Annotated in this window: 18 protein-coding genes; 8 read left to right on the plus strand and 10 right to left on the minus strand. The window is 73.1% G+C overall.

Annotated features, from left to right (window positions below; genetic code table 11):
• Positions 1 to 83 precede the first annotated feature (83 nt).
• From HHX30_RS15965 to HHX30_RS15975, 3 genes are all read right to left on the minus strand, one after another.
• Positions 84 to 2,474 (minus strand): excinuclease ABC subunit UvrA, encoded by a 2,391-nt coding sequence (locus HHX30_RS15965; protein ID WP_169982718.1) that lies wholly within the window; start codon positions 2,472 to 2,474, stop codon positions 84 to 86.
• Between the two features lie 119 nt (positions 2,475 to 2,593).
• A complete protein-coding gene (locus HHX30_RS15970; protein ID WP_169982719.1) occupies positions 2,594 to 3,004 on the minus strand; it encodes a VOC family protein in 411 nt (136 codons plus the stop codon).
• A 5-nt stretch (positions 3,005 to 3,009) separates the two neighbouring features.
• Positions 3,010 to 3,459 (minus strand): helix-turn-helix transcriptional regulator, encoded by a 450-nt coding sequence (locus tag HHX30_RS15975; RefSeq protein ID WP_169982720.1) that lies wholly within the window; start codon positions 3,457 to 3,459, stop codon positions 3,010 to 3,012.
• Positions 3,460 to 3,745: 286 nt separating this feature from the next.
• Between HHX30_RS15975 and HHX30_RS15980 the strand changes: the two genes are divergently transcribed.
• The gene (locus tag HHX30_RS15980) at positions 3,746 to 4,948 is read left to right on the plus strand and encodes a PAS domain-containing sensor histidine kinase (protein ID WP_169982721.1); all 1,203 of its coding nucleotides are present in this window, start codon (positions 3,746 to 3,748) and stop codon (positions 4,946 to 4,948) included.
• Between the two features lie 25 nt (positions 4,949 to 4,973).
• Here the strand turns inward: HHX30_RS15980 and HHX30_RS15985 are convergent, their stop codons facing one another.
• The 7 genes from HHX30_RS15985 to HHX30_RS16015 form a co-directional block, all read right to left on the minus strand.
• Positions 4,974 to 6,302, minus strand: a complete 1,329-nt coding sequence (locus HHX30_RS15985) for a glycosyltransferase (RefSeq protein WP_169982722.1) — start codon at positions 6,300 to 6,302, stop codon at positions 4,974 to 4,976.
• On the minus strand, positions 6,295 to 6,897 hold the full coding sequence (locus HHX30_RS15990) for a TetR/AcrR family transcriptional regulator (RefSeq protein ID WP_169982723.1): 603 nt from the start codon (positions 6,895 to 6,897) through the stop codon (positions 6,295 to 6,297). Before HHX30_RS15990 ends, HHX30_RS15985 begins: the two co-directional genes overlap by 8 nt.
• Positions 6,898 to 7,070: 173 nt before the next feature.
• Complete coding sequence (locus HHX30_RS15995) at positions 7,071 to 7,826, minus strand: GntR family transcriptional regulator (protein ID WP_169982724.1); 756 nt, start codon at positions 7,824 to 7,826, stop codon at positions 7,071 to 7,073.
• Positions 7,823 to 8,638, minus strand: coding sequence for a tryptophan synthase subunit alpha (gene trpA, locus HHX30_RS16000; protein WP_169982725.1), 816 nt, complete (start codon positions 8,636 to 8,638; stop codon positions 7,823 to 7,825). The genes HHX30_RS15995 and trpA overlap by 4 nt, the downstream gene beginning before the upstream one ends.
• Positions 8,635 to 9,840, minus strand: a complete 1,206-nt coding sequence (gene trpB, locus HHX30_RS16005; protein WP_249350093.1) for a tryptophan synthase subunit beta — start codon at positions 9,838 to 9,840, stop codon at positions 8,635 to 8,637. The genes trpA and trpB overlap by 4 nt, the downstream gene beginning before the upstream one ends.
• A gap of 461 nt (positions 9,841 to 10,301) precedes the next feature.
• Positions 10,302 to 11,726, minus strand: a complete 1,425-nt coding sequence (gene rox / locus HHX30_RS16010; RefSeq protein WP_211592065.1) for a rifampin monooxygenase — start codon at positions 11,724 to 11,726, stop codon at positions 10,302 to 10,304.
• 350 nt (positions 11,727 to 12,076) lie between these two features.
• Entirely contained in the window at positions 12,077 to 13,273 is a 1,197-nt protein-coding gene (locus tag HHX30_RS16015) for a hypothetical protein (RefSeq protein WP_169982726.1), read from the minus strand.
• 618 nt (positions 13,274 to 13,891) lie between these two features.
• Between HHX30_RS16015 and HHX30_RS16020 the strand changes: the two genes are divergently transcribed.
• The 7 genes from HHX30_RS16020 (at position 13,892) to HHX30_RS16050 (ending at position 24,578) form a co-directional block, all read left to right on the plus strand.
• The gene (locus HHX30_RS16020; RefSeq protein WP_169982727.1) at positions 13,892 to 15,754 is read left to right on the plus strand and encodes a hypothetical protein; all 1,863 of its coding nucleotides are present in this window, start codon (positions 13,892 to 13,894) and stop codon (positions 15,752 to 15,754) included.
• Complete coding sequence (locus HHX30_RS16025) at positions 15,744 to 17,717, plus strand: TOMM precursor leader peptide-binding protein (protein WP_169982728.1); 1,974 nt, start codon at positions 15,744 to 15,746, stop codon at positions 17,715 to 17,717. Before HHX30_RS16020 ends, HHX30_RS16025 begins: the two co-directional genes overlap by 11 nt.
• A complete protein-coding gene (locus HHX30_RS16030) occupies positions 17,714 to 19,375 on the plus strand; it encodes a SagB/ThcOx family dehydrogenase (RefSeq protein ID WP_169982729.1) in 1,662 nt (553 codons plus the stop codon). Before HHX30_RS16025 ends, HHX30_RS16030 begins: the two co-directional genes overlap by 4 nt.
• A 78-nt stretch (positions 19,376 to 19,453) precedes the next feature.
• Complete coding sequence (locus tag HHX30_RS16035; RefSeq protein ID WP_169947010.1) at positions 19,454 to 19,633, plus strand: hypothetical protein; 180 nt, start codon at positions 19,454 to 19,456, stop codon at positions 19,631 to 19,633.
• Between the two features lie 147 nt (positions 19,634 to 19,780).
• Positions 19,781 to 22,405, plus strand: coding sequence for a lantibiotic dehydratase (locus HHX30_RS16040; RefSeq protein ID WP_169982730.1), 2,625 nt, complete (start codon positions 19,781 to 19,783; stop codon positions 22,403 to 22,405).
• On the plus strand, positions 22,402 to 23,436 hold the full coding sequence (locus tag HHX30_RS16045) for a lantibiotic dehydratase C-terminal domain-containing protein (RefSeq protein WP_169982731.1): 1,035 nt from the start codon (positions 22,402 to 22,404) through the stop codon (positions 23,434 to 23,436). The genes HHX30_RS16040 and HHX30_RS16045 overlap by 4 nt, the downstream gene beginning before the upstream one ends.
• Positions 23,424 to 24,578, plus strand: a complete 1,155-nt coding sequence (locus HHX30_RS16050; RefSeq protein WP_169982732.1) for a thiopeptide maturation pyridine synthase — start codon at positions 23,424 to 23,426, stop codon at positions 24,576 to 24,578. The genes HHX30_RS16045 and HHX30_RS16050 overlap by 13 nt, the downstream gene beginning before the upstream one ends.
• Positions 24,579 to 24,942: the final 364 nt, after the last annotated feature.

A 24,942-nucleotide genomic window follows, 5' to 3' on the forward strand; every position in this document is an offset into this window, starting at 1 on the left:
GCACCACTCCCCCAGAGTCCCGCTGCTTCCCTCGGCCCCCGGCGACGGCGACCTGCCCGTACGGCTGCCGCGGGCGGCCCGCGTCAGGCGCCGACGTAGGCCGCGAGGTGCTCGCCGGTGAGGGTGGAGCGGGCGGCGACGAGGTCGGCCGGGGTGCCCTCGAAGACGATCCGGCCTCCGTCGTGCCCCGCGCCGGGGCCGAGGTCGATGATCCAGTCGGCGTGCGCCATCACCGCCTGGTGGTGCTCGATGACGATGACCGACTTGCCGGCGTCGACCAGCCGGTCCAGCAGCCCGAGCAACTGCTCGACGTCGGCGAGGTGAAGGCCGGCGGTCGGCTCGTCGAGGACGTAGACCCCGCCCTTGTCCGCCATGTGGGTGGCCAGCTTGAGCCGCTGCCGCTCGCCGCCGGACAGCGTGGTGAGCGGCTGGCCGAGGGCGAGGTAGCCTAGCCCGACGTCGGCGAGCCGGTCGAGGATGGCGCGAGCGGCGGGCGTGCGCGCCTCGCCGGAGCCGAAGAACTCCCGGGCCTCGGTCACCGGCATCGCGAGCACCTCGCTGATGTCGCGCCCGCCGAGCTTGTGCTCCAGCACTGCTGCCTGGAACCGCTTCCCTTCGCACTCCTCGCAGGTGGTGGAGACGCCGGCCATCATCGCCAGGTCGGTGTAGATGACACCGGCGCCGTTGCAGGTGGGGCAGGCGCCCTCGGAGTTGGCGCTGAACAACGCCGGCTTCACGCCGTTGGCCTTCGCGAACGCCTTGCGAATCGGGTCGAGCAGTCCGGTGTACGTCGCCGGGTTGCTCCGCCGCGAGCCGCGGATCCCGCCCTGGTCGACCGACACCACCCCAGTGCCGCCCGGAATCGACCCGTGGATGAGCGAGCTCTTGCCGGAGCCGGCGACTCCCGTGACGACGACGAGTACTCCGAGCGGGATGTCGACGTCGACGTCGCGCAGGTTGTTCGCCGTGGCGCCGCGGATCTCCAGCGTGCCGGTGGGCGTGCGCACCGTCTCCTTCAGGGCGGCCCGGTCGTCGAAGTGGCGGCCCGTGACGGTGCCGCTGGTCCGCAGGCCCTCGACGGTGCCCTCGAAGCAGACGGCGCCGCCCGCCGTACCGGCGCCGGGGCCGAGGTCGACGACGTGGTCGGCGATCGCGATCATCTCCGGCTTGTGCTCCACGACCAGCACCGTGTTGCCCTTGTCCCGCAGCCGCAGCAGCAGGGCGTTCATCCGCTGGATGTCGTGGGGGTGCAGGCCCGTCGTGGGCTCGTCGAAGACGTAGGTGATGTCGGTGAGGGAGGAGCCGAGGTGGCGGATCATCTTGACGCGCTGTGCCTCGCCGCCCGACAGCGTGCCCGACGCCCGGTCGAGCGACAGGTAGCCCAGCCCGATCTCCACGAACGAGTCGAGGAGCTGCTGCAACGTGGTGAGCAGCGGCGCGACCGACGGCTCGTCCAGGCTGCGGACCCAGCGGGCCAGGTCGCTGATCTGCATCGCGCAGGCGTCGGCGATGCTGACCCCCTTGATCGTGGACGACCGGGCAGCCTCGCTGAGCCGGGTGCCGTCGCACTCCGGGCAGGTCATGAACTTCACCGCCCGCTCCACGAACGCCCGCACGTGCGGCTGCAACGCGTCCTTGTCCTTGGACAGCATCGACTTCTGGATCCGCGGGATCAGTCCCTCGTAGGTGAGGTTGATGTTGTCGACCTTGATCTTGGTCGGCTCCTTGTGGAGCAGGTCCTGGAGCTCCTTCTTGGTGAACTCCCGGATCGGCTTGTCCGGATCGAAGAAGCCGGAGCCGCTGAAGATGCGGCCGTACCAGCCGTCGACGCTGTAGCCGGGGATCGTGAGCGCGCCCTCGTTGAGCGACTTGGAATCGTCGTACAGCTGAGACAGGTCGATGTCGGACGTCCGGCCCATGCCCTCGCAGCGCGGGCACATGCCGCCGGTGATCTTGAACTCGCGCCGCTCCTTCACGGTCTTGCCGCCGCGCTCGAGTGTGACCGCGCCCGCTCCGCTGATCGAGGCGACGTTGAAGGAGAACGCCTGGGGCGAGCCGATGTGCGGCTGCCCGAGCCGGCTGAACAGGATGCGCAACATCGCGTTGGCGTCGGTGACGGTGCCCACGGTCGAGCGGGGGTTGGGGCCCATCCGCTCCTGGTCGACGACGATCGCGGTCGTCAGCCCGTCGAGCACGTCGACCTCGGGCCGGGACAGCGTCGGCATGAAACCCTGCACGAAGGCGGAGTAGGTCTCGTTGATCAGCCGCTGCGACTCGGCGGCGATCGTGGCGAACACCAGCGAGCTCTTGCCCGAGCCGGAGACGCCGGTGAACACCGTGAGCCGGCGCTTCGGGATCTCGATGCTGACGTCCTTGAGATTGTTCTCCCGGGCACCGTACACACGGATCAGGTCGTGGGTGTCGGCGGCGTGCGCCTCGGGCGGCTGCGCGTCCGTACTCGGGGCCATGCTCATCGTGTCTCCATATCCTGCGGGCAGGCGGCGTCGCCTGGCATGATCTCACCAGCTTCGGCCGGTACGTCTGGTTTCTCCGCGTCGGCGCGGTCCCTGAACCGGCGTGCGTCGGCGCGGGTTCAGCGCAACTCGTTGATGCGGAGCAGGTTGCCGGCGGGATCGCGGAAGGCGCAGTCGCGGACCCCGTACGGCTGCTCGATCGGCTCCTGCACGACCTCGGCGCCGCGGGCCTGCAGCCGATCGAAGACGCCGTCGAGGTCCCCGGTGGTGAAAACGATCATCGCATAGGTGCCCTTGGCCATCATCTCGGCGATGGTGCGGCGTTCCTCGTCGGTGGTGCCGGGGTCGGCGGCCGGCGGGTGCAGGACGATCGACGTGCCGGGCTGGCCGGGAGGGCCGACCGTGATCCAGCGCATCCCGCCGTATCCGACGTCGCCCCGGACCTCGAAGCCGAGAGTGTCCCGGTAGAAGGCCAGGGCCGCGTCCGGGTCGTCGTGCGGGAGGAAGACCGAGTGGATGGTGACGTCCATGGCGGTCACGCTAGCTGCGGCTCGGCGAGCCGCGCTTCTCGATTCCTGACCGGTCTGGTCACCTGTTTCGTCACGCATGAGGGCATGCCGGCCGTCGCGCTCCCGGCCTGTCGCCGATAGGTGCTGGGCGGCACACCGACCAACTCGGTGAAGCGGGTGCTGAAGGTGCCCAGCGACGAGCAGCCGACCGCGAAGCAGACCTCGGTGACGCTCAGGTCGCCGCGGCGCAGCAGCGCCATCGCGCGCTCGATCCGCCGCGTCATCAGGTACCCGTACGGCGACTCCCCGTAGGCGAGCCGGAACTGCCGGCTGAGGTGCCCGGCCGACATGTTCACGCCGCGGGCGAGCGCCTCGACGTTCAGCGGCCGGTCGTACTCCCGGTCGATCCGGTCACGGACGCGGCGCAGCAGCGCGAGGTCGCGCAGATGCTGTGCCGTGGCGGTTCTGCTGGTCACCTGAATACCGTACGTGCCGCCACCGACATTTCGCGTGCCGCCGCCGCGGACGACGATCACCCGGTTGTCCGCCCGGACGGCCCGGACGCCGGCCGGCTGAGGCGATGAACTGCCCTCGTGATGGCTCCGGACCCGTTCATCTGCTTTTCCGTCACCGCTTCGCTGCCCCTTACCCGTTGACACGCGGCCTCACGGGAATGGAGAGTTCACGGCCGCGTGGCATGGGCGGCCGGGAGTCATGCCGGCTGCGGGGGCTGGAAGGCTGGTGCGGAAAGGCACCGTGGGCATGAGGTCGGAAATCGACTACGGGGCGGTGTTCAGGGCCGGTCAGGCCCCGTCTGCGGTGCTGACCCCCGATTTCGTCATGATCGACGTGAACGACGCCTTCCTGCGGGTGAGCGGGCGGGGCCGCGAGGAGTTGCTGGGCCGCGACATCTTCGCCGTCTTCCCGCCCAATCCCGCCGCGCCGGAGGACCACGAGCAGCAGGGAGCGCGGATGCTGCGGACCTCCCTGGAACAGGTGCTGACCACCCGCCGGCGCGATTTCGTGCCGCTCCAGAGGTACGACGTCGAGATGGCGGATCGGCCCGGGGTGTTCGAGGAGCGGTACTGGAGCACGGTCATCACTCCCATTCCCGGCCCGCACGGCGAGGTCCGGTGGATCGTCCTCAGCACCGAGGAGGTCACCGACTTCGTCCTCGCGTTGCGGCGCTCCGGCGTCGGCGGCGAGCACGAGGGAAGGACGGACTGCCTGGCCCTGCAGTTGCAGACCCTCAACGACCAGCTCAGGCAGGCGCACCGGGAGCAGCGCGAGACGACCTCGGCTCTGCGCGAGGCCATCGAACGGCAGCGGCGACTGGTCTACGACGCCTCCCACGATCTTCGCAATCCTCTCACGGGCCTGCTGACGGAACTGGAGGTCGCGCTGTCCGAACCCGGCTGCGACCTGCAGCGGATGTTGCGCAAACTGCTGCGCGACGCGGAACGGCTCAACGACATCGTGGCGGACCTGCTCGATCTTGCCCGATTGGACACCGAGACCCATGAGAACGACCGCCTGATCGACCTCGCCGAGTTCGTCACGGACGAACTCGACCGCCGCACCCCGGGCACCTGCGTCCTCACCCGCCTCGACCCGCAGGTGCGCGTGCGCGCGTCGGAGATCCGCCTGGCCCGTCTGCTGAGCAACCTGATGACCAACGCCGAGCGGTACACGAACACCACGATCGAAGTCGTCGTCGTCGCCGACCCGCCCGACGCCGTCCTGGAGGTCGTCGACGACGGCCCCGGCATCCCGCCGGAGGACCGCGAACGCGTCTTCGAGCGCCGCTACCGGCGGGAGGAGGCCCGCCTGCGGGATCCGGGCGGGTCCGGGCTCGGCCTGTCCATCGCCCGGGAGATCGCCCAGGAGCACGGCGGCCGGCTGTACGTCGCCGAACACCACGGCGGGGCCCGTCTCGTCCTCCGCCTGCCCCTCGCCACCAAGTGACGCCCCTGAAGGAAGGTGTGCGCGATCAGCTCGGTGCGTGATGATGGCCGGACGCTTCGGCCGTACCGCGTCCGGGGGCGCCCCCGTCTCCGCCGGCCGCTCGTCCGGTGAGGGACTCGAGTTCGGCGACGGCTCGGTCGGTGGCCGTCTCGGCGGCGATCTCGGCCGCCAGTCGTCGCGCCTCCCGCCGGAAAGAGGGCTCGCTTAGGACGCGGTCGACCGCCCGGGCGATCGTGCGGGGTGAGGCGTTCTTGCTCACGGTGATCCCGGCGCCGGCGAGTTCGACATGCCGTGCCACCTCGCCCTGGTCCCGTCCGAGCGGCAAACAGACCAGGGGGACTCCGGCGGCCAGGGACTTGACGGCCGTACCGTGGCCGGCGTGCGTGACCGTCACCGCGGCGTGGCGCAGCGCGATGGTGTGCGGGGCGGCCGCGGCGACCAGGACGTTGCCGGGCGCCCGGACCGTCGCGGGGTCCACGGCCGGGCCGGTGGTCAGCAGCCCGCGCACCGGCAGCGTGCCGAGGGCTTCGGCGATGCGCTCGAGTTGCGTGCGCTGGTTCATGAACGACGAGCTCAGACTGGCCAGAACCAGCGGCGCGTCACCGTCCGGCAGCTCGCACTCCCCGGCCCAGGCCGGGTCGTCGAGCCGTGGGCCGACGTGCCGCAGGCGGGCGGGAAATCGTCTGCCGGGATAGTCGAGCGCACGCGGGGACAGCACGAGCACAAGGTCGGCGCGGTCGAACGCGTCGATCACCGAGTCCACCGGCGGCAGGCCGTGCGCGGTGCGGGCGGCGTTCAACGCCGGCAATCCCTTCCCCCACGGTTTGAGGACCAGCTGTGTCAGCACCCGATCACGCGGGCGCCCCAGCGCGCCCGCAGCGGGAGCGAGGCCCGGACCGGGCGGCGGCGCCCCCGGAGTGGGAAGCGGGTAAAGGGTCGTCACCAGCGAGGCCACGGGGATCCCGGCGGCCTCGCCGCCGATGAGCGCGCCGAGCAGCATGTGCTCGGCGACCAGCACGTCGGCCGGGCGGGCGCGCAACTCGGCCAGCGTGTCCCGCGCGTAGTCGGCCGCCGGACCGCAGACGATGCGATCTCTCAGCCGCGCGAACGCGCCGAGCGGCGTGCGGGCCTCGAAGTCCCTGATGACGTCCTTGGCCGGATCGGTGACGTCGCCCTGGGGCGCCGTGGTCCAGGCGATCGGCTCCAGGCCGGCGGCATCGATCTCCTCGTGCAGTGACCTGTCGGCCAGCACGCGAACGCTGTGGCCGCGTTCGCGCAGCGCGCGGGCGACCGACAGGACGGGCGGCACGGCTCCGCCGCCGGCCCAGGTGGCGAACAGGAAGTTCTCAGGCATCGTGGCTCTTCCGGGGGTCTATGGAGGTCAGCAGGTCGCGCATGGCTCGTTCGGCGTCCTCGCGCGACAGGCCGAGGTCGCGCCGCCACAGCTTCCACAGGTAGACGTCCGTGGCGGCGTAGTGCAGGTTCAGCGCGTGCTCACGGGCGGGGCCCTGGGTCGGGAGGCGGTCGGCGAAGGCCCGTTCCAGCCACGCCCGATGCCGGACGCGGGCGTCCGCGGCCGCCCGCGCGATCGCCGGGACACGGTCCATCTGCGCGGTCCAGAGCACGTTGGCGTCGCCGTGCCGCTCGTAGTCCTCGAAGAGGACGGCCACGATCGCCGCCACATCACCGGCCGGCGCCTCACGAGTGAGCGCCGCCTGCGACGCCACCGTCTCGGCGACGGCGTCGGCCAGCCCGTCCTTGCCGCCGAAGTGATTGACGATCGTCTGCACCGACACACCCGCCTCGTCGGCGACGTGCTGCAGCGTGACGTCGTCGTACCAGCGCCGCCTCCACAGCGCGGCCGCCGCCTCCACCACGCGCGTACGTGTGACCTCCACGGCCGCGGCCCGGGCACCCATGCGGTACGGACGCCTGGTCTCGCTTTCCATGGAGTATTTCCTATATTCAATTGACGGCCGGATCAAGTGAAATCTGCTCGCACTCCGTCCGGCCGAGGACCCCGGATGCGTAAGGACCTGATCCCTGAAACCAAGGCCCGGTGTGACAGCCGTGGTGCTCACGCGACGTGCAGAGTCCGCAGGAGCATGCCCGGCACAGGTCCTCAGCTGGTGGCGCCCCAGGTGAGAGAGATGCCGGTGGCGGCGCGCTCGGTGCGGATCTCCATCATGCTGCCGAGGATGGTGGCATGGTCGGACACCACGGGCGTGGCGTCGAGGGTGTAGGTGATGCGGCTGCTGACGAGCACCGGGCTGCCCTGCGGCTCGTGGAGGTGGCGGGCGGCGGCGGGGTCGAGCAGACCGGGCCGGACCACCTCGGACGCCCGGGCGACCGTCACTCCCGCGTCGGCGAGGGCCGTGTAGAGGGAGACGGCGGTGAAATCGCGGTCCCGGATCTGGTCGGCCACCGGCCGGCGGACCCAGGACACCTGGTGTACGGCGGGGCGTCCCGCGAACTCGCGGACCCGCTCCAGCCGCAGGGCGGTGTCGCCGGGACGCAGCCGCAGCTCCGCGACGATCCGGGCGGGGGCCCGGCGCACCGCCCGCCCGGCCACCGCGGTGCGCACCTCGTGGCCCTGTTTACGCAGGTCGTCGACCAGGCTGCGGAGGGAGTCGAGCTGGTACGCCAGATGGGGCGGGGCGACGAACGTGCCCCGCCCGGGCTGCTGCACGATCAGCCTCTCGTCGCTGAGCTGCCGCAACGCCTGGCGCAGCGTCATGAGGGTCACCCCGTAGGAGGCGCTCAGCTCCCGTTGCGGCGGCAGGGCCTCACCGGGGGCGTAGTGTCCCGACCGGATCTTCGCGGCGAGGTCGGCGGCGATGGCGCGGTATCTCGCCTCGTGCCCGGCGTCGGGGGTCATCGTGGTCGGTCACACTCCTGGTCGAGGGCCTGCCGCAGGGGCGCGAGGAAGGCCCGCAGGTCGTCCGGCCCGGCCCCGTCGAGCACCCGCCGCATGACCGCGGCGCCCACCACGACGCCGTCGGCGTGCCGGCGGGCTTCGCGTGCCTGGTCCGGGGTGGAAATGCCAAATCCTAGCAAGACCGGCAGGTCCGAGACGCGCCTGATCCGCTCGGCGAGCTCCGCCGCCGAAGCGGCGAGGGCGGCCCGCTCACCGGTGGTGCCCATCACCGACACCGCGTAGACGAATCCGCGACTGCGGCACGCGATCTCCCCCAGCCGCGGCTGCGGCGTCGCCGGCGACGCCAGCAGGACCAGCTCGATCCCGGCGGCGGCGGCCACCTCCGTCAGCTCGTCCGCCTCGTGCACCGGCAGGTCGGGCACGATCAGGCCGTCCACGCCGGCCCGGCGCAACGCGGCGCAGAACGCCTCGGGACCGTCGTGCAGCACGAGGTTGTAGTAGGTGCTGGCGACGAGCGGCACGCCCAGGTCCAGCACGCCGGACAGGTCGGCGAGGATCCGGCGGGTGCTCGCCCCCCGGGCCAGCGCCGTGTCACTCGCCTGCTGGATGGTGACGCCGTCCAGCGTGGGGTCGGAGAAGGGCAGGCCGACCTCGATCGCGTCCGCCCCGGCGGCGGCGAACGCCCGCAGGTAGTCCGTCCAGCCGGGCGTGATGCCCCCGGTGACGTACGGCATGAGCAGGCCGCGGCCGGTGTCCCGGCGGGCACGCAGGTGGCGTTCGACCGCGCCGGCGGCCAGGGTGGGGTCCGTCACAGCAGCTCCTTCAAAGTCGAGACGTCCTTGTCTCCCCGGCCGGACAGCGTCATCAGCACCGTCGATCCCGCGGGCAGCTCGCCGTCGCCCGCCGCGCGGATCACCCAGGCCAGGGCGTGCGCCGATTCGAGCGCCGGGACGATGCCTTCGGTGCGCGCCAGCCGTACCGCCGCACCGGCCGCCTCCTCGTCGGTCACCGTGACGTAGCGGGCCCGGCCCAGGTCACGCAGGTGGGCGTGCTCCGGGCCGACTCCCGGGTAGTCGAGGCCGGCGGCGATGGAGTGCGCCTGGACGATCTGCCCGTCGTCGTCCTGCAGGAACAGCGAGCGGCAGCCGTGCATGACGCCGAGCCGGCCGCGGGCCGCCCCGGCGCCGCCCTCCGCCTCGACCCCGACCAGGCGCGCCCGGGTGTCGGCGAATCCGGCGAACGTGCCGGCCGCGTTGGAGCCGCCGCCGACGCACGCGACCACGTAGTCCGGCACGCCGGTCCGCAGCTCGGCGGCGCACTGCCCGCGGGCCTCGTCGCCGATGATCCGCTGGAACTCCCTGACCATCCACGGGTACGGATCAGGCCCGACGACCGAGCCGATGCAGTAGTGGGAGTCGCCGGTCACGCCCACCCAGTGCCGCATGGCCTCGCTGGTCGCGTCCTTGAGAGTGCGGCTGCCCGTGGTGACCGGGACCACCTCGGCGCCCAGCATGCGCATCCGGAAGACGTTCAGGGCCTGCCGCTCGATGTCGCGCTCGCCCATGAACACTGTGGCCTCCAGCCCGAGCAGCGCGGCGGCGGTCGCGGTGGCCACCCCGTGCTGACCCGCTCCCGTCTCGGCGATCAGTCTCCGCCGTCCCATCCGGGTGGCCAGCAGAGCCTGGGCCAGCACGTTGTTGATCTTGTGGGATCCGGTGTGGGTGAGATCCTCGCGCTTGAGGTACAGCCGTACGCCCAGCGCCTCCGACAGCCGGTGCGCCGGTGTGAGCGGGGTCGGCCGCCCGGCGTGCACGGCGAGCAGCCGCGCCAGGGCGCCGCGGAACCCCGGATCCGCCCAGGCCTCCCGGAACGCCTCGTCCACCTCGCGGCACGCCTCCACCAGAGACTCCGGGGCGTACCGTCCGCCGTACTCGCCGAATCGGCCCCGCGCTCGGGGCTCGCCCATCGTCCCGTCCGGCGGGGCCGGCTCACGCAACGGCAGCACGTCTCGCATGCCATTCTCCCATCGTTCTAGAACTCTTGAGTGAGTTCTATAACAGTTAGTGTGGCATGGGCGACGTGGACGCGCCACATCCGTTCACTCAGTCCTCGTGCAGCCTGCCGACGCTCTCGTAGAGCTCCAGCAGCGCGGGCCGCCACGGTTGCCGGGCCGGAGGCCGGCTCTCGCATGGCGAGGGCCGGACCTCACAGGTGGTCAGATCGAAGCCTCGCCGGCCAGCGAGGGCACGGCGCCCAAGCTGGGCGAGGTACTGAGCGCACGCCAGATCTTCGTCGGCGCGCCCGTCCTCGCCGGTGATCACGAACGTGACACGACCGCCGCGGACGGGGCTTCCACCAGCTCGGCGATGCCACGGAAACGAATGTCCATCCCGCATGCCCGGCCCGCCCGTTCCAGCGTTACGCGCTCCCGCTCTCCCGCCGCGTATACGCGAGACGACCACCGTTCAGGCGAGATCAGCCGGCGGGCTTGCCGAACCAGCGGGAGAGGCGGTCGTCCAGGTCCTGCTGATCGTCGCCGATCCAGGCGACGTGGCCGTCGGGGCGTAGCAGGACGCACGGAACATCCAGTGCCGCAGTGGGATCCGCGAGGTAGTCGACCCGATCCGACCAGCGGTCGGCGGTCAGGCGTTCGGTGCGGTCCAGCAGCAGGCCGCGGCCGCGATGCAGCAGAGCGTAGAGGTGCCCCTGTTTCACGTCGATGTCGCGCAGGCGGCGGCCGAGCAGGTCGGGGCCTTCGCCGAAGTCGTAGCGGATGCCGGTCGCGGTGATCTTTTCGATCAGGTAGCGGTTCACCTCGTCGAAGTCCATCAGTTCGGTGAGCAGCCTGCGTACGGCCCGCGGGCCCGGTTCGGCGGACAGCAGTTCCATCTGGGCGCGGGTGTTGTCCAGCACGTCCTCGGCGACCGGATGACGTTCGGCCTGGTAGGTGTCCAGCAGTGTTTCCGGGGCCCAGCCGCGGATCTGTGCGGCCAGTTTCCAGCCGAGGTTGAACGCGTCCTGAACGCCCAGGTTGAGGCCCTGTCCGCCGATGGGCGGATGGATGTGCGCCGCATCGCCGGCCAGCAGCACCCGCCCGGCCCGATAACGTTCGGCCAGCCGGGTGGCATCTCCGAAGCGGGACAACCAGCGCGGGGAGTGCACGCCGAAATCGGTTCCGGCGATCGCCCGCAACTGTTGTTTGAAATCTTCGAGGGTGGGCGGTTCCGCGCGGTCGCCGACTCCCGCGGCGGGGACCACGACGCTGTAGACCCCTGCGCCGAAGGGCCGGAGCGAGAACCGCTGATGGGTCTCGCGGGTCTCGGTCACCTTGGCGGCGATCTCCTCCTGCGACACGCCCACTTCCATCTCGCCCATCAGCGTCTCGGTCTGTGAGGGCACGCCGGGAAAGCCGACGCCGAGCAGTTTGCGGACCGTACTGCGCCCGCCGTCACAGCCGACGAGATAGCGCGAACGCAGCTGTTCCCCGTCGGCCAGCTCGACGGTCACCCCCTCGTCGTCCTGCTCGAAACCGGCGACCGCGCAACCGCGCCGGACCTGCGCACCCAGTTCGAGCGCATGCTCTTCGAGCAGGCGCTCGATGACCGGCTGCGGGATGCCCAGCAGATAGGCGTACGGGGAATCCAGGCCCTTGGGGGCGGGTTTGGGGATGGCGGCGAAGAAACCGGCCGCCGGACGCTGTCGTCCATGCCGGAGAACGCGCTCCAGCAGTCCGCGCATCGCCATCAGCTCGAGGCTGCGGATGTGCATACCGACTATGCGGACGAACGACTTCGGCTCGGTTTCCTTCTCCAGGACGAGCACCCGCACGTCGTGCAGCCGCAGTTCGGCGGCCAGCATCGCACCGGTCGGCCCGCACCCGGCGATGATCACGTCGAACATGAGGGGCGCGCGATCGGCGCCGGAGGCCGGCGACCGGGGTCCGGGGACGTCCCCCACGGTGGAGTCGCGCTCGACCATGTCGTTCGACGACGGCTCGGCGGTGAACTGAGAGTCCATAGGTGTTGCCTTTCGGGAGTGCCTTGTTGGCGAGGCGCTCCCGGCGACACCTACGTCAATCGCCCGACCGTGACGGGAAGGGGGAGCACCCACATCGATACAGCGTTCATGGGTCTCACCTCCTCGGGCGGTGTCACGGGCACCTGCAAACTACAAGCCCGGGCATCATCCCGTCGAGTCCTTTCCCAGCCACGTGATCGCTTCCGCCCGGCGGAGGAGTTGACGATGCGCCGTCACGTCGCCGGCGGCGGCTCGGCGGTCTCCCGGCGCAGCCGCAGCTCGGCCGCGACCGCGCGTTCGCGCAGCTGGGCCGCCTCGGCCCGGGCCACGTCGAGCTGGGCACGCAGGTCGGCCAGTCGTGCCCGTTCCAGCGTCAGCTCCGCCTGGACGCGCTCCCGCTCCCCCGCCGCGGCCCTGGCGTCCTGCCCGGCCCGGGTCGCCTCCGCGTCCGCCGCACCGGCGCGTGCCTCGGACTGCGCCGCCTCCGCACGCAGCCGGGCGGCCTCCGCGACGGCCTGCTCGCGGGCCGCCTCGGCCGCCTGGGCCCGGGCCAGCCCCCGGTCACGCTCGTCGTGGGCCTGCGCCACGGCCCGGTCGCGTTCGGCCTCCGCACGCGCGACCGCGCGGTCACGTTCGGCCTCGGCCGCCTGGGCCCGGGCCAGCGCGGCGGCGCTGGCCTGCTCGGCCTCCCGATGCGCGCGGCGGGCCAGCTCGGCCTCCGCCCGCGCCGCCCGCACGTCGGCCTGCGCCGCGTCGCGTTCCTGAACGGCCTGCTCGGCCTGCTCCCGCGCCGCCCGCACGTCGGCCGCGGCCCGGTCCACCCGCTCGGCCAGTTCGCGTACGGCCTGCTCGCGGGCGGCTTCGGCGATCTCGGCCCGGCGGGTGGCCTGGTCGGCCTCCTGCCTGGCCCGGCGTTCCGTGCTCGCCGCCTCCCGCAGCGCGGCCAGGGCCTGCTCGCGTGCGGTCTCCGCGTCGGCGAAGGCCGTGTCGCGCTCGGCGTAGGCCTCCTGCGTCCGGCGGCGTGCCTCCTCCGCCTCCCGGCGTGCCTCCTCGGCGGCCTCGCGGGCCAGCCGTACCTGCTCCAGGGCCTGCTCGCGCTCGGCGCGGGCGATGGCGACGCTCGTGTGCGCCTCGGCCTGGATCGCGCTCAGTTTCGCCTCGACTCCCGCCGGGCTCAGCTCTTCGGCGAGCACCCGCGCCAGCGGCTCGATCGCCGCCGCCAGGCCCTTCTCCATGCGTTCGTACAGGTCCTCCACCCGCGCCAGCGCGCCCTCCAGGCCCGGCGTGGCACGGCGGAGCTCCCGCTCCCTCTTGGCCGCCGCCTGGCAGTCGCCGTCCGGGCAGTACTCCCGCGGCCTGCCCCGCCGTACCGGCTGCTCGATGGGCGCGCCGCAGTGCTTGCACGCGGTGATGGTCACGGAGCTCGTCACGGCCGCCCAGCCTAGCGACTTTCTGATTTTCTGGAAATAGAAAATAGAAACTGCTCATCCGTTGCGTCACGCCGTCAGGCGGATCACTTGGGAGATGGGTAATTCTCGCAAGCTATCCGAACCGAGGGCTGCCGTCTGAGCCGGCCGAGGAGGTGGGGTGCGTGCACGGCGCGCCGTCGGGCCGGGGCTGAAACCAGCATCTTTGGGGCCTGGTCTGCGAGAACACCTCGCCAAGAGCGGCCAAGAACCCCCAGCGCGGGGTCGGTCGTCCCGGTCGCCCGCGCCGGCTCGCCGACGATCCTGCGCCGTCCGGGGTCGCCTGCCCCGGTGATGCGCGCAACGCAACGGTACGACCTCCCCCGACGGGAGGTTCAAGGCTCGTGTACGGCCTCTTCGGGGGAGAGAAGCAAATCATGTTTCCGGTCACTGCCCGAAACCTGATGCAGTCGGGAGCTGGGGATCGTACACGGAAACGGATGCACAGAAAAGATCAACACATACTTTACTTAATTGTCATTCGATCTTAATATCGAGGTCATGGGAGCGCTCCCACGGCCCGATAGGGCGATACGGCCGCGATTGCGGGACGACGTTCGGTTCGTCGAATGTCCAGAGGGGGTGTACGTCCACAGCGACTACGGATCGTGCACGCTGCGGGGCCGCCAGGCGTACGCCTGGCTCAGCAGGCTGGCTCCGGTGCTCACCGGGCGGCACAGCCTGGCGGAGCTGACCGCGCAGTTGCCGGATGACAAGCGCGACATGGTCGAAGGCCTGGTGCGCCGGCTGGCGGAGCAGCGGTTCGTCGTCGATGCCCGGCAGGTGCGGCCCCACGGCCTGACCGAGGCCGAGCGGCGCACGTACGCGGAGGAGATCGCCTTCATCGGCTACGTACTCGACTCCCCCGAGTGGCGGTTCGAGCGGCTCCGCCGCTCCCGGCTGGTCCTCGCGGGCGACGGTCCCCTGCTGGTGGCACTCCTGGAGGCGTGCGCCGGGTCGGGCTGGCAACGGATCACCGTGATATGCCCGGACACGGAGGCGGTCGCCCAGGCCGCGGACCGCGCCCGCCGCGATCCGCGGCAGGAAATACACGCCGTTTCCGCCGAGGACCATCCCCGCGCCCTAACCCGGGACGCGGACGTCGTCCTCCAGGTCGGCACGGACATCGACACCCTCGTGACGAGCGCCCGCGCCTGCGAGGCGGCCGGAGTCGTCCTGGGGCAGGCCCTCGTCCGCCCCGCGGAGGTGTGGCTCGGCCAGGTCGGCAGGCCCTCGATGACGGCTGTCGAGTCGGGCTGGCACCGGCTGGCCGCCCTGCCCGCCGTGCCCCCGCCCCGCTCTCGCGAGGACTGGCTGGTGGGCCCGGTGCCCGCGGTGGTGGCCTCCATGCTGGCCCTGGCCTGTTTCTCCCATCTGACCGGCCTCGACGCCGTCGGCACGAGCCGGAAGCTCCAGCTCACCCGAGTCGATCTGCGCAACCTCGACGCCGTCCCGCACCGGTTCGTCCCCCATCCCCGCGCGGGCGCCCGTACGGCCGCCCCGCGCGCCGAGGCGGTGCGGGACGCGGTGCTGTCGCCGGCGGCGGTCGACGCGGTCGACGCGGGGGAACTGCTCGACCGGACGAAGGACGTGGTCGACTCCCGGCTGGGCCTCCTCGGCATGCTGGACGAGGGGGGACTGGCGCAGGACCCGCTGTCCGTCTGCCTGGCGACCGTCTCCGACCCGTTCGGGGCGCTGCCCCGCTGGACACCGCCTCCGCGGGTCGTCGGGTGGGGCGAGGACCGGCGGACGGCACGGCTGCGCTGCCTGCTCGCCGCGCTCGCCACCTACGGCGTCCTCGCCGCCGGGCCGGCCGCTCACGCCGACGAGGAGGACGTCCTGTGGGGCGTCGAGCTGCCGGACGGCCGGACGCGCCCGGTGCCCACGGCCGCCCTGCGCCTCGCCGGAGCCGGGGCGCTCCAGTCCGCCGACGGCGCGGGGGCGGGTCTGAGCTGGGCCGAGGCGGTAGCCGCCGGGCTGCGGACCCACTGCGAAACCCTGCTGGCCGCGCGCCTGCGGCAGGACCCGACGGCGGAAGCGGGCGTACCGGTTGATCTCACTGGTGCGCTGGCGCGGCAGCTCACGCTGGCCGGCGAGCGACCGGACGTGCGCGACCACACGTCCGTCCTCGGCGTACCCGCCCTGTCTTTCACCGTTCCCGGCGGGCCGGTCCTGGTGTCGGCCGCGGCCACCGCACCGGCCGCACTGCGGGACGGACTGGAACGGCTGCTGCTGCGCTGGCAGTCCCGGGCCGAAGGGCAGAGCGCCTACGCCGGGGCCCGTCCCCTCTGGGCGCCCGCAGGGGACCCCGCGGAGGCCGTGCGGTTGATGGCGGGCGCGTTGCGCGCGACCGGCAGGGTGCCGGTCGCGGTGCCGCTCGGCGGCGATCCCGAGGCTTCGCGGCTGCTCCCCTACGTCACACAGGTCGTGCTCCTTGAGGGCTGAGAACGCGCCGACGAGCGCGCTCGCCGAGTCGCCGGCCTTCGTGACCGTGCTGGGAACCGGCAGGCTGCGCGCCGCGATCCGCGCGGCCGTCACAGCTCCGGGACCCGCCGGTCCGGGCGGCGGAGCGATCGTCGTCGCGAGCGACGCCGACGACACCCGGCCGTATCCCTCCGTGGCGCGCCGCGCGGCCGAGCAGGGTGTGCCGTGGCTGCCGGTCCGGGTCGACGCCGGCTGGGTGCTGGTCGGCCCGGCGGCACGCCCGCCGCTGCCGGGCTGCCCGACCTGCGTCGAACGGCGGCGCAGGGGCAACCGGCCCGACGCGCTGGGGCGTGACGCGCTGCGTGAGCGGTACGGCACGGAGCTGGACACCCGGCCCTGCGCCCTCCTCACGCCGCTCGTCGCGAAAGCGGTCGCGGCACTGGTGGCCGACGAGGTGGACCGGCTGCGGCGCGACCCCGCGTCCGCGCGGACCACGGGCGCGCTGCTCAGGGTGCACGTGCCGACCGGCACGGTGCGCCGTCATCTGTTCCTGCCCGACCCGCTCTGCCCGGACTGCGGCGACCGGCCGGACGACGGGCCCGACGCCGGCCGCTACGTCCCTGCCCCGGCGCCGAAAGCGCATCCGGGGGCGTTCAGGGTCGGCGGCATCAGCGGCAGGGCCGACGAGCTGGAACGGCGATTCGTCGACGCCGAGACCGGAATCGTGCAGGCCTTGGTCGCGGAGGAGCGCGGCGGCAGCGCCATGGCGGTCGCCCGGCTCAGCCCCGCGCGGACCACCCACGAGAGCCACCACGGGTACGGGCGCAGCCACGACTTCGCCTCGGCGCGGGCGACCGCGGTCGCCGAGGCACTGGAGCGGATCGCCGGCATCCATCCGCGCGGGCGGCGGACCGTCGTGCGCGCCGCGTACGACGACATCGCCGACCGTGCCCTCGACCCGAGGACGCTGGGCCTCTACCCCGACGACTGGTACGACCAGCCCGACTTCTGGTTCACCCGCTTCCGGCCGGAGCGGCCCACGTCGTGGGTGTGGGCGTACTCGTTCCAGCGGGACGAGCCGGTTCTGGTGCCGGAGAGCTACGCGTACTTCGGCCCTCGGCCGGCGGAGGACCGCGGGTTCGCCTACGAGTGCTCCAACGGGTGCGCCCTCGGCGGCCACCCCGCCGAGGCGATCCTGCACGGCCTGCTCGAGGTGGCCGAGCGGGACGCGTTCCTCACCACGTGGTACGCCCGGATGCCCATCCCCCGCGTCGACCTGGCGTCGGCGGACGACCGGCGCATCCCCATGATCGCCCAGCGCGTACGGGATCGGCTGGGCTACGACGTGCACGCGTTCGCCGCCATGCTGGAGCAGCGGGTGCCGGTGTTCTGGGTGATGGCCGTCGAGGCGACGGGACGGCCAGACCGGCCGCGGGCGCTGTGCGGAACCGCCGCCGATCTGATGCCCGAGCGTGCGCTGCGCCGGGCGCTCGACGACCTCGGCCCGATGCTGGCGGGGCACATCGAGCGGTACGACCCGGCTGAGGCGGCCCGGCTGGCGGCCGACCCCGGCAAGGTGCGGCTCCTGGAGCACCATCCCCTGCTCTACGGTCACCCGGAGGCGTTCGGGCGGCTGGGCTTCCTGCCGGTCGACGGGCCCGCCCTGACGGTGCCGGAGGTCACGGCCCGGCTCGGCTGGCCGGAGCACGACGACCTAACCGCGGACCTCGCCGAGCTGGCCGGGCGCTACCTGGCGAGCGGCCTCGACGTGGTCGCCGTCGACATCACCTCTGCGGAGGCCCGGGCGGGCGGCTTCGCCGGCGCGAAGGTCATCGTGCCGGGGGCGATGCCGATGACGTTCGGGCACCGTTACCGGCGTGTCCACGGCCTGCCGCGGCTGCTGTCCCTGCCCCGGCTGCTCGGCTACCGGGACGACGACCTGCGGCCCGAGGACCTCAACCCACACCCCCATCCCTTCCCATGACGCGCCCCACCGGCACCGACGAAGGAAGCGAGGCAGACCGGATGCACGGCATCACGGCGACGAGCGCGCCCGGTGACGCCACGCGCCGCTACCTGGCCGCGATGCGTGACCGGGGCCCGCTGTCCGTCGACTGGGCCAACGCCCCGACCCGGCACAAGCGCTACCCGGGGGCCGAGCGCGTCGTCCTGCCCTGGGCCACCCGGGACGACACCGCCCTCGGCCTGGTCGGCGAGCTGCTGCGGGAGCTGCTCGGCATGGCCAGGGTGGTGTGGTTCCACCCGATGGACGACCTCGGCGACCCGCTGAGGGAGCCGCCCATGTTCCTCCTCGGCCGCCCGGCGCCGTCGGGCGGCGGGCTCTACCCCATCGAGGCGTACGTCGCGGCCGGCGAGCGCCGCGTTCCCGGCCTGCCCGCCGCCTTGTACCACTACGACCCGGTCCACCACGCGCTGGAACGCGTGCGGGAGGGCGACCACGCCCCGGCTCTCGCCGGCCTGTTCGCGGACGCGCCGGACCCGGACGTCACGCTCGTGCTGTCGGCGGTGTTCTGGCGGTCGATGTTCAAGTACGGCGACTTCGGCTACCGCCTGATGTGCCAGGAGACCGGTGTGCTCATCGCCCAGGCGCTCGCCGTCGCCGGACGGCTGCGCGTGACCGGCCGGGCGCACCTGCGATTCCCGGACGAGGAGGTCGACCGCCTGCTGGGGCTCGACGGCGCGCGGGAGGCCGCGATGGCCGTGCTCACGTTCACGCTGCCCCGAGCACGCGACTCTCTCGTCAGCCGGGAAGTCCCGCGGACCCCCGGCTGCGGGAGCACACGGCGACCGGCGACCCGGGAGGCACTCGGGGAGGCGGCCCGGGAGAGCATGCCGCTCCCCCTGCCCATGCCCGACGGCCCCGCCGCCGCTCTGCACCGGACGAGCACGGCCGGCGGCGCCGCGTCCTCGTCTTCCTCCACCCGGCTGAGGCCCGCCCCTCCCCCGGGGATCGGCCCGGCCATCCCCGTCCCTGAGCCGGAGCCCGGGGTGTGCCTGGCGACGGGGGTTCCGCGCCGCGCGTCCCCGCCGGCCGGTTACCGCCCGGTCCCCCTGCGGGCGGGTGAGCTCGGCGCCATCCTGGCGGCCGCGGGCGGTGGTTACCCCGCCGACCTGCCCGGGGCCGGGACGGGACTCGCGGCGACCGCCTTGTGCCTGCTGGCCCTGCGTGTGCACGGGCTGCCCCGCGGCGCGTACTGGTATGACCACGACCGGCGGGTGCTGCACGAGGCCGCCGGCCAGGACCCGGTGCCCGCGGTGACGGCCGGGCGCCTGCTGGGCAACACCCGGGCCGCCCTGCGGGGAGCGGCCGCCGTGCTCGTCCCGGTGGGCGATCCCCTGGCTGGCGCCGGCCTTTTCGGTGACCGCTGGTACCGCCTTCAGCAGGCCGAGGCGGGCCTGGCCGCCCAGCGGGCGGCGCTGGCCGCCGCCGCCCTCGGCCTGGCCGCGCGCATCCACTCCGACGGCGCGAACGACACCACCGACGAGGTGCTCGGGATCGCCGGAACTCCGCTGCGGAGCCTGTCCTTCCTGGCGATGGGCACGCCCCTGACCAGCGGGCCCCTCGTGGCCCGCGGGATCCCGGCCGGCTCACACGAGGAGGTGAGGCCCCCCACAGGATGACGCCGTGCCCTCCGGCGCACGGCCGTACGGCAAGCGGAAAACAGTACGGCAAGCAGTGATCTCAAAAGGAGACGCAACATGTCCAACGACAGCCTGAAGCTCGACCTGCGCGGCCTCGATGTCGACTCCATCGACGTGCTGTCCGCCGACTCCATCGTGGCGGAGGGCCACGGCGCCGTCGAGACGGGCGCCTCCTCCGCCGCCGGCTACTGCTCCTCCTACCTGTCGGCCACCAGCTGCTGGACTCCGGAGGCGTAAGCCCCGCGGCGCCCGGGCCGCGAGCCGCGGGCGGCGATCAGGACCGGTGACCCCGCTGGGCCGCCGGTGAGACGAGCAGCAGGGCCGAGGGCGCCCACGGCACGGGCGCCCTCGGCCCCCGGCGACCCACACGAGGAGCGCGTTCCTTTGACTCATCTGGCGCATGCCGCCCCCGTCACCGAGAGCGGCGGTCCCGCACGGCTCGCCGGTCGAGATTATGCCGTGTCGCCGATCTTCGCGGTACGCGTCGCGGGCCTGCCCCTGGCAGGGCTCGACCGGCTGCGCTGCACCCGCACCTGGGAGGTCGTGGACGAGCTCGCGGACGTCTCGGCGTGGCTGCGGCGGGAGGGCGCCGACCTGTCCGGCCCGCTGCACGACGTGATCGGCGGAACGGGGGCGGGCTCCCGCAAGGCGGGGCTGGTCGCCCTGCGGCGCGCGGTGTTCACCGGACGCCGGCCGTCCGGCCGGGCCGTCTCCGCCGAGGTGATGGCCGCTCTCCCCCGGGACCTGGCCGAGCGGATCAGGGAGTGGACCGCACGCAGGGACCACGCCGACACGCTGCGGGCCGCACTGCCCGCCCTGCTGGCGGAGGAGACCCGGGAGAAGACGGCCCTGCTGCGCGAGGTGGTGGCCGACCCCGCCTTCCGGCGCGGACTCGCTCTGGGCAGCCCAGTGCTGGCCGCCCGCCTCGAGGCGTGGCTCGCGGGTCCGGCGGACCGCCCGCCGGATCGGCAGGAGCTGCTGCGCCTGGCCAGGTACGTCGCCAGGGTGACGGTCAAGACCAGCCCGTACGCCACGTTCACCCTCAGCGGCCTCGGCCGGTGGACGGCGGGCGGGCCCGCGGTGCGAAGCGGCGGCGAGCCGTCCTGGCAGGTCGTCGCCGAGCTCGACCGGGCGGTCCTGCGCCCGCTGTGGTCGGCGCTCACGCGGCACCGGGCCGTGCGCGAGCGGGTGCGGCTGCGGGTCAACCCGTCGGCGGCCGACGACGGGAGCCGGATCTGGTTCCTCGGTCCCGGAGCCGACGAGCCGCTGTCGAGCGTGGCCGCCGGCCCCGCCGTGCGCCAGGCCCTCGATTGGGTCCGGGGGCGGCCCTTCCCCACCCTCATCGAGGCGCCCGGGATCGAGCCGCTGGTCGACGCGGGGCTGCTGGAGCTGGTCCCGCCGTACGACGAGCAGGCGGCCGATCCGGTGGGGCGGCTGGCGTCCTGGCTCACCGAGGGCCGGGCGGCGGCGCCGCACGCGGCGGCGGTCGCCCGGATCGCCGAAGCGCTGCGGGAGGCCGCCGGTGACTCCTCGCCCGGCATGCCGCACGAGGAGACCTCAGACCCCGCCTCCGTAGCGCGCGAGGCGCTGGTGGAGGTGCTGCCGGCCGGGCCGTCACTGCCCGACAGGAACCTGCTCTGGCACAGCGCCGTCATCCCCGGCGTCGCGGGACGGCTGAACGCGACGGCCTGGCGGCACGTGTTCGACGACCTCGACGCCGTACGCCGCCTGCTGGGCCTGTTCGATCCCGACCTGCCCGTCAAGATCGCGGCCACCGCCTTCTTCCTCGATCTGCACGGCCCCGGAGCCCGGATCCCCGCCCTGGACTTCTACCGTCAGATTCACTCCGGAGCCCCGGGGGCTGGCGGCGCGCTGCTGCGCGGAATGCTGCGCAACCCCGTCGCCGTCCCCCGCGCGGTGCCCGGGGAGGAGCCCCCGCGTGGCCTGCGCGAGCTGTCCGAGCTGCGGCGGGGGTTCTGGGAGCTGATGGGGGCCGGGCCCTCGGCGCGGAAGGCGACGGTCCAGGCCGCCGCCGCCCGCCTGGTCGAGGTGGCCGCCTCGTGGCCGCGCTTCGTCCAGCCGCCCGGGTCGGTCTGCTGTTACCTGCAGGCCGTGTCCGACGGGCCGAACGGGGTGCGCGCCGTCGTCAACTCGGTCTCCGCCGGGTACGGCCGGGGGCTGTCGCGGCTGCACCGGCTGGTCGCGCTGGCCGGAGGGGAGATCCCGCCCGCCGCGGAGCTGCGGGCCGACCAGGGTGACGTGCTGGTGGCGGAGTGCCGGGGACTCGTGGGCGGCGGGCTCAACGTGCGCCCCGCGACGGCCGACCTCGCACTCGACTACCCCTTCGCGCCGGGGGACGACGACCTGCCGCCCCTCGCGCCCGCGCACCTCGCGGTCGGCTACGACGCCGGGCGCGACCGGCTGGCCCTTCTCGACGGACAGGGCCGCACCGTCCGGCCGGTCCACCTGGGGATGACCGCCCAGCACTGGCTGCCGCCGTGGCTGCAGTTCCTCGTACGAGCCTTCGGCGAGCCGTCCACGGCCATGGTGCCGGGCTGGGTCTTCCGCACCCGCGGCGACGTGCCGGCCGAGGGCGAAGTGGAGCGGTGGCCGCGGATGGACGTCGGGCGGGTGACGCTCGCCCGTGCGGCCTGGCGGCTGCGGGCCGGCGACTTTCCCGTGCCCGCCAAGGGCGAAAGCGAGGCCGCCTACCTGCCGCGGCTCGCCGGGTGGCTGGCGACGCACGGCGTTCCCCGCCGCTTCTTCGCCCGGGTGGTCGGCCTCGGGGACGGCCTCCTGGTCGGGCTGCTGAGCAAGGACCGCAAGCCGATGTACGTCGACGTCACCGACATGCTGCTGCTGGCCGGGTTCGTGCGCTCGCTGCGCGACCCCGGATCGCTCGTGGTGCTGGAGGAGGCCCTGCCCGACCCGGCCGACGCCCCCCTGTACGGCACCGGGAGACGGGTCACCGAGTACGTCGTCCAGCTGTCGGCGAGGCCGGTCCGATGACGGCGACGCGGACGGATGCCGCCGCGCAGGATGGAGACCGTTGGGTCAGCGCCCATCTGTTCCACTTCGGCGACCTCGACGCCCTGGTCACCGGGGTCGTGGACCCGGCGGTCCGGGAGCTGGTTTCGGATGGGACGGCGCGTGGCCATTTCTTCCTCCGCTACTGGGAGGGCGGCCAGCACGTGCGGCTGCGGCTTGAGGTTCCGGACCCCTCGCGGGTCTCCCGCGTTCACCGCCTCGTGCGCGAGCGGGCGGCGGCCCACTTCGCCGCGCACCCATCTCCCCCGGTCGATCTGGAGGCGTACCGCGCTTTCGCGGCGGCCGTCGCCCGGGGCGAGCGGCGCGAGCGGTACGACGACCGGCTGCGCCCCGCCGACTCGGTGGAGTTTGCCGCCTACCGGCCCGAGCACGCGGCCTACGGTGACGCGGCCTGCGTCGCCGCCGCCGAGCGGCACTTCACGGTGTCGAGCACGCTCGCGCTCGACGTGCTGAGAGCGGGAGCGCGGATGGAGCAGCGCGCCGCCATCGGGCTCGCCGCGCTCACCATCGCGCTGGCGGCCTGCGAGCCCGACCTGCCTACCGCCGCGCGCGCGTTCGCGGAGACCATCCGGGAGGCGGACCGGCGGCCCGAGATCCCCGGCGGGGAGAACGACTGGCTGCGCCGCCGCGACGCCCTGCTCGCCCAGACCCGCGCGCTGTGGGATCTGCCGAGCCGCGCTGATCTGCCTGACTCCGCCGGCGGCCTGCTCGGCACGTGGGCGTCGTCGGTGCGCGCACTGCGCGACGACCTCGACGCGCTGCACGCCGCGGGCAGGTGCAGGCCGTCCGACTCGGGCTCGCCGCACGCCTTCCTCGCCACCGCCGTGCCGCCCGAGCGCCGCACGGTGCCGCTGATCCTGCTGCGATGCGCCCATCTGTTCCACAACCGGCTGGGGCTGCGCGCGGGAACCGAGCACCACGTGTCCTTCCTCGTCGCCCGCGCCCTCACCGACCTCGCCGGCCTGGCCGGCTCCAGGAGGTGGTCCCCCTGACCGGCTCGCCCACGCAGGACGCCCCGATCTGGCACTGCGTCCACGTCTATTACCACGCCCCCGACAAGGACGGGCTGCTGCTCGACGCCGTACGCCCCCTGCTGGAAGGACTGCGCGGCCAGGTGGAGGCGGCGTACGTGCTGCGGCACTGGAGGCAGGGCCCCCACGTGCGGATCAACGTCAAGGCGACGCCCCGGCTGTGGGAGGAGGTCGTGCGCCCGCGCGTCGACCAGGTCGTCGGGGCTTACCTGCACGGGCATCCCTCCACGACCGTGCTCGACCCGGACGAGAGTCTGACGCGGCACCGCCTGCTCGCCGTGCGCGAGCAGGAGCACGGGCCGCTCACCCCGTGGCCGCCCGACAACTCCATCCGCGACGCGACGTACGACTCCCGGCGGCACATCCTCGGCAGCGACGAGGCGGTCGACCTGCTCACCTCGTTCTACGCCGAAAGCACGCCGCTGCTGTTCGCCATGCTCGACCATGTGCGCGGGGGTGATGACAGCAGACTGGGCCTGGCGATGACCCTCATGCTGACCGTCGCGCACACCTCACACCCCATCACCCGCAGCTACCTCTCCTACAGGATGCACGCGGAGGGGTTCATCACCTGGGCGGCCGACCCCGAGGCCACCCGGGCCGCCTTCGAGCGCGACTTCCGTGAGCGGCGCGAGGCGCTGACATCGCGAGTGCGGGACGTCGTCGCCGCGCTCGACGACCCGGCCGCCCCGCCCGCGCCGTTCGCGCGGGAGTGGGCGGCGCTACTGGAGCGGTACCGCGGCCGGGCGGGCGCCCTGATCGACGACGGCCGGCTGGTCCAGCCGACGACCCGGCCGGGCGAGGTGTTCGAGGCCAGACTCGGCGACCTGCCGGTGCCGCGGCGCGAACCGAACGAGCTCCAGCGCCTGATCTTCGACAGTCCGGCCTACCACGAGGCGGTCTTCGCCGACCCCGGCTTCCTGCGCTACCGGGTGCTGCTCAACTACACCTACCTGCACCTCACCCGGATGGGCCTGACCCCACTCGACAGGTTCCGGATGTGCCACCTGCTGGCCGACGCGGTCGAGGACGTCTACGGCCTGTCGGCCCTCGACGCGCTCCGGCGGTTCGCCGCCGCGAAGGAGACTCGCCCCGGAGGGTGACAACGGTGAAAGCGGTCATGCCCTGACGGCGAAGGGACAACATGCTGTTACCCGGACGACGCGAACGCAGGGAGATCCACAACTGGGCCCGGGACCTGCTGACCTCCCTACGCGACGATCAGCAGGCAGGCGTCCTGTGGCTGAGGACCTGCGGCCCTCGCTGGACGAGCGTGCTTGGCAGACGCACGAGGTCGACAAGGCCAGAGCCCTGTACACACCGCACGCGGCCAGGAATCTGGCCCAGGCCCCGGCATGGCAGGTTCTCCAGCCCCTGATGGACGACCTGCGCGGGCCGGCTCACGGGACTGAGCTGTTACCAGCAGGAATGCTCCGGAGTCCGAACTAAGATGGTCGGTTTGAAGGC

Origin of the sequence: Microbispora sp. H10836 (genome assembly GCF_012999525.1) — a bacterium.
Lineage (GTDB): Bacteria > Actinomycetota > Actinomycetes > Streptosporangiales > Streptosporangiaceae > Microbispora.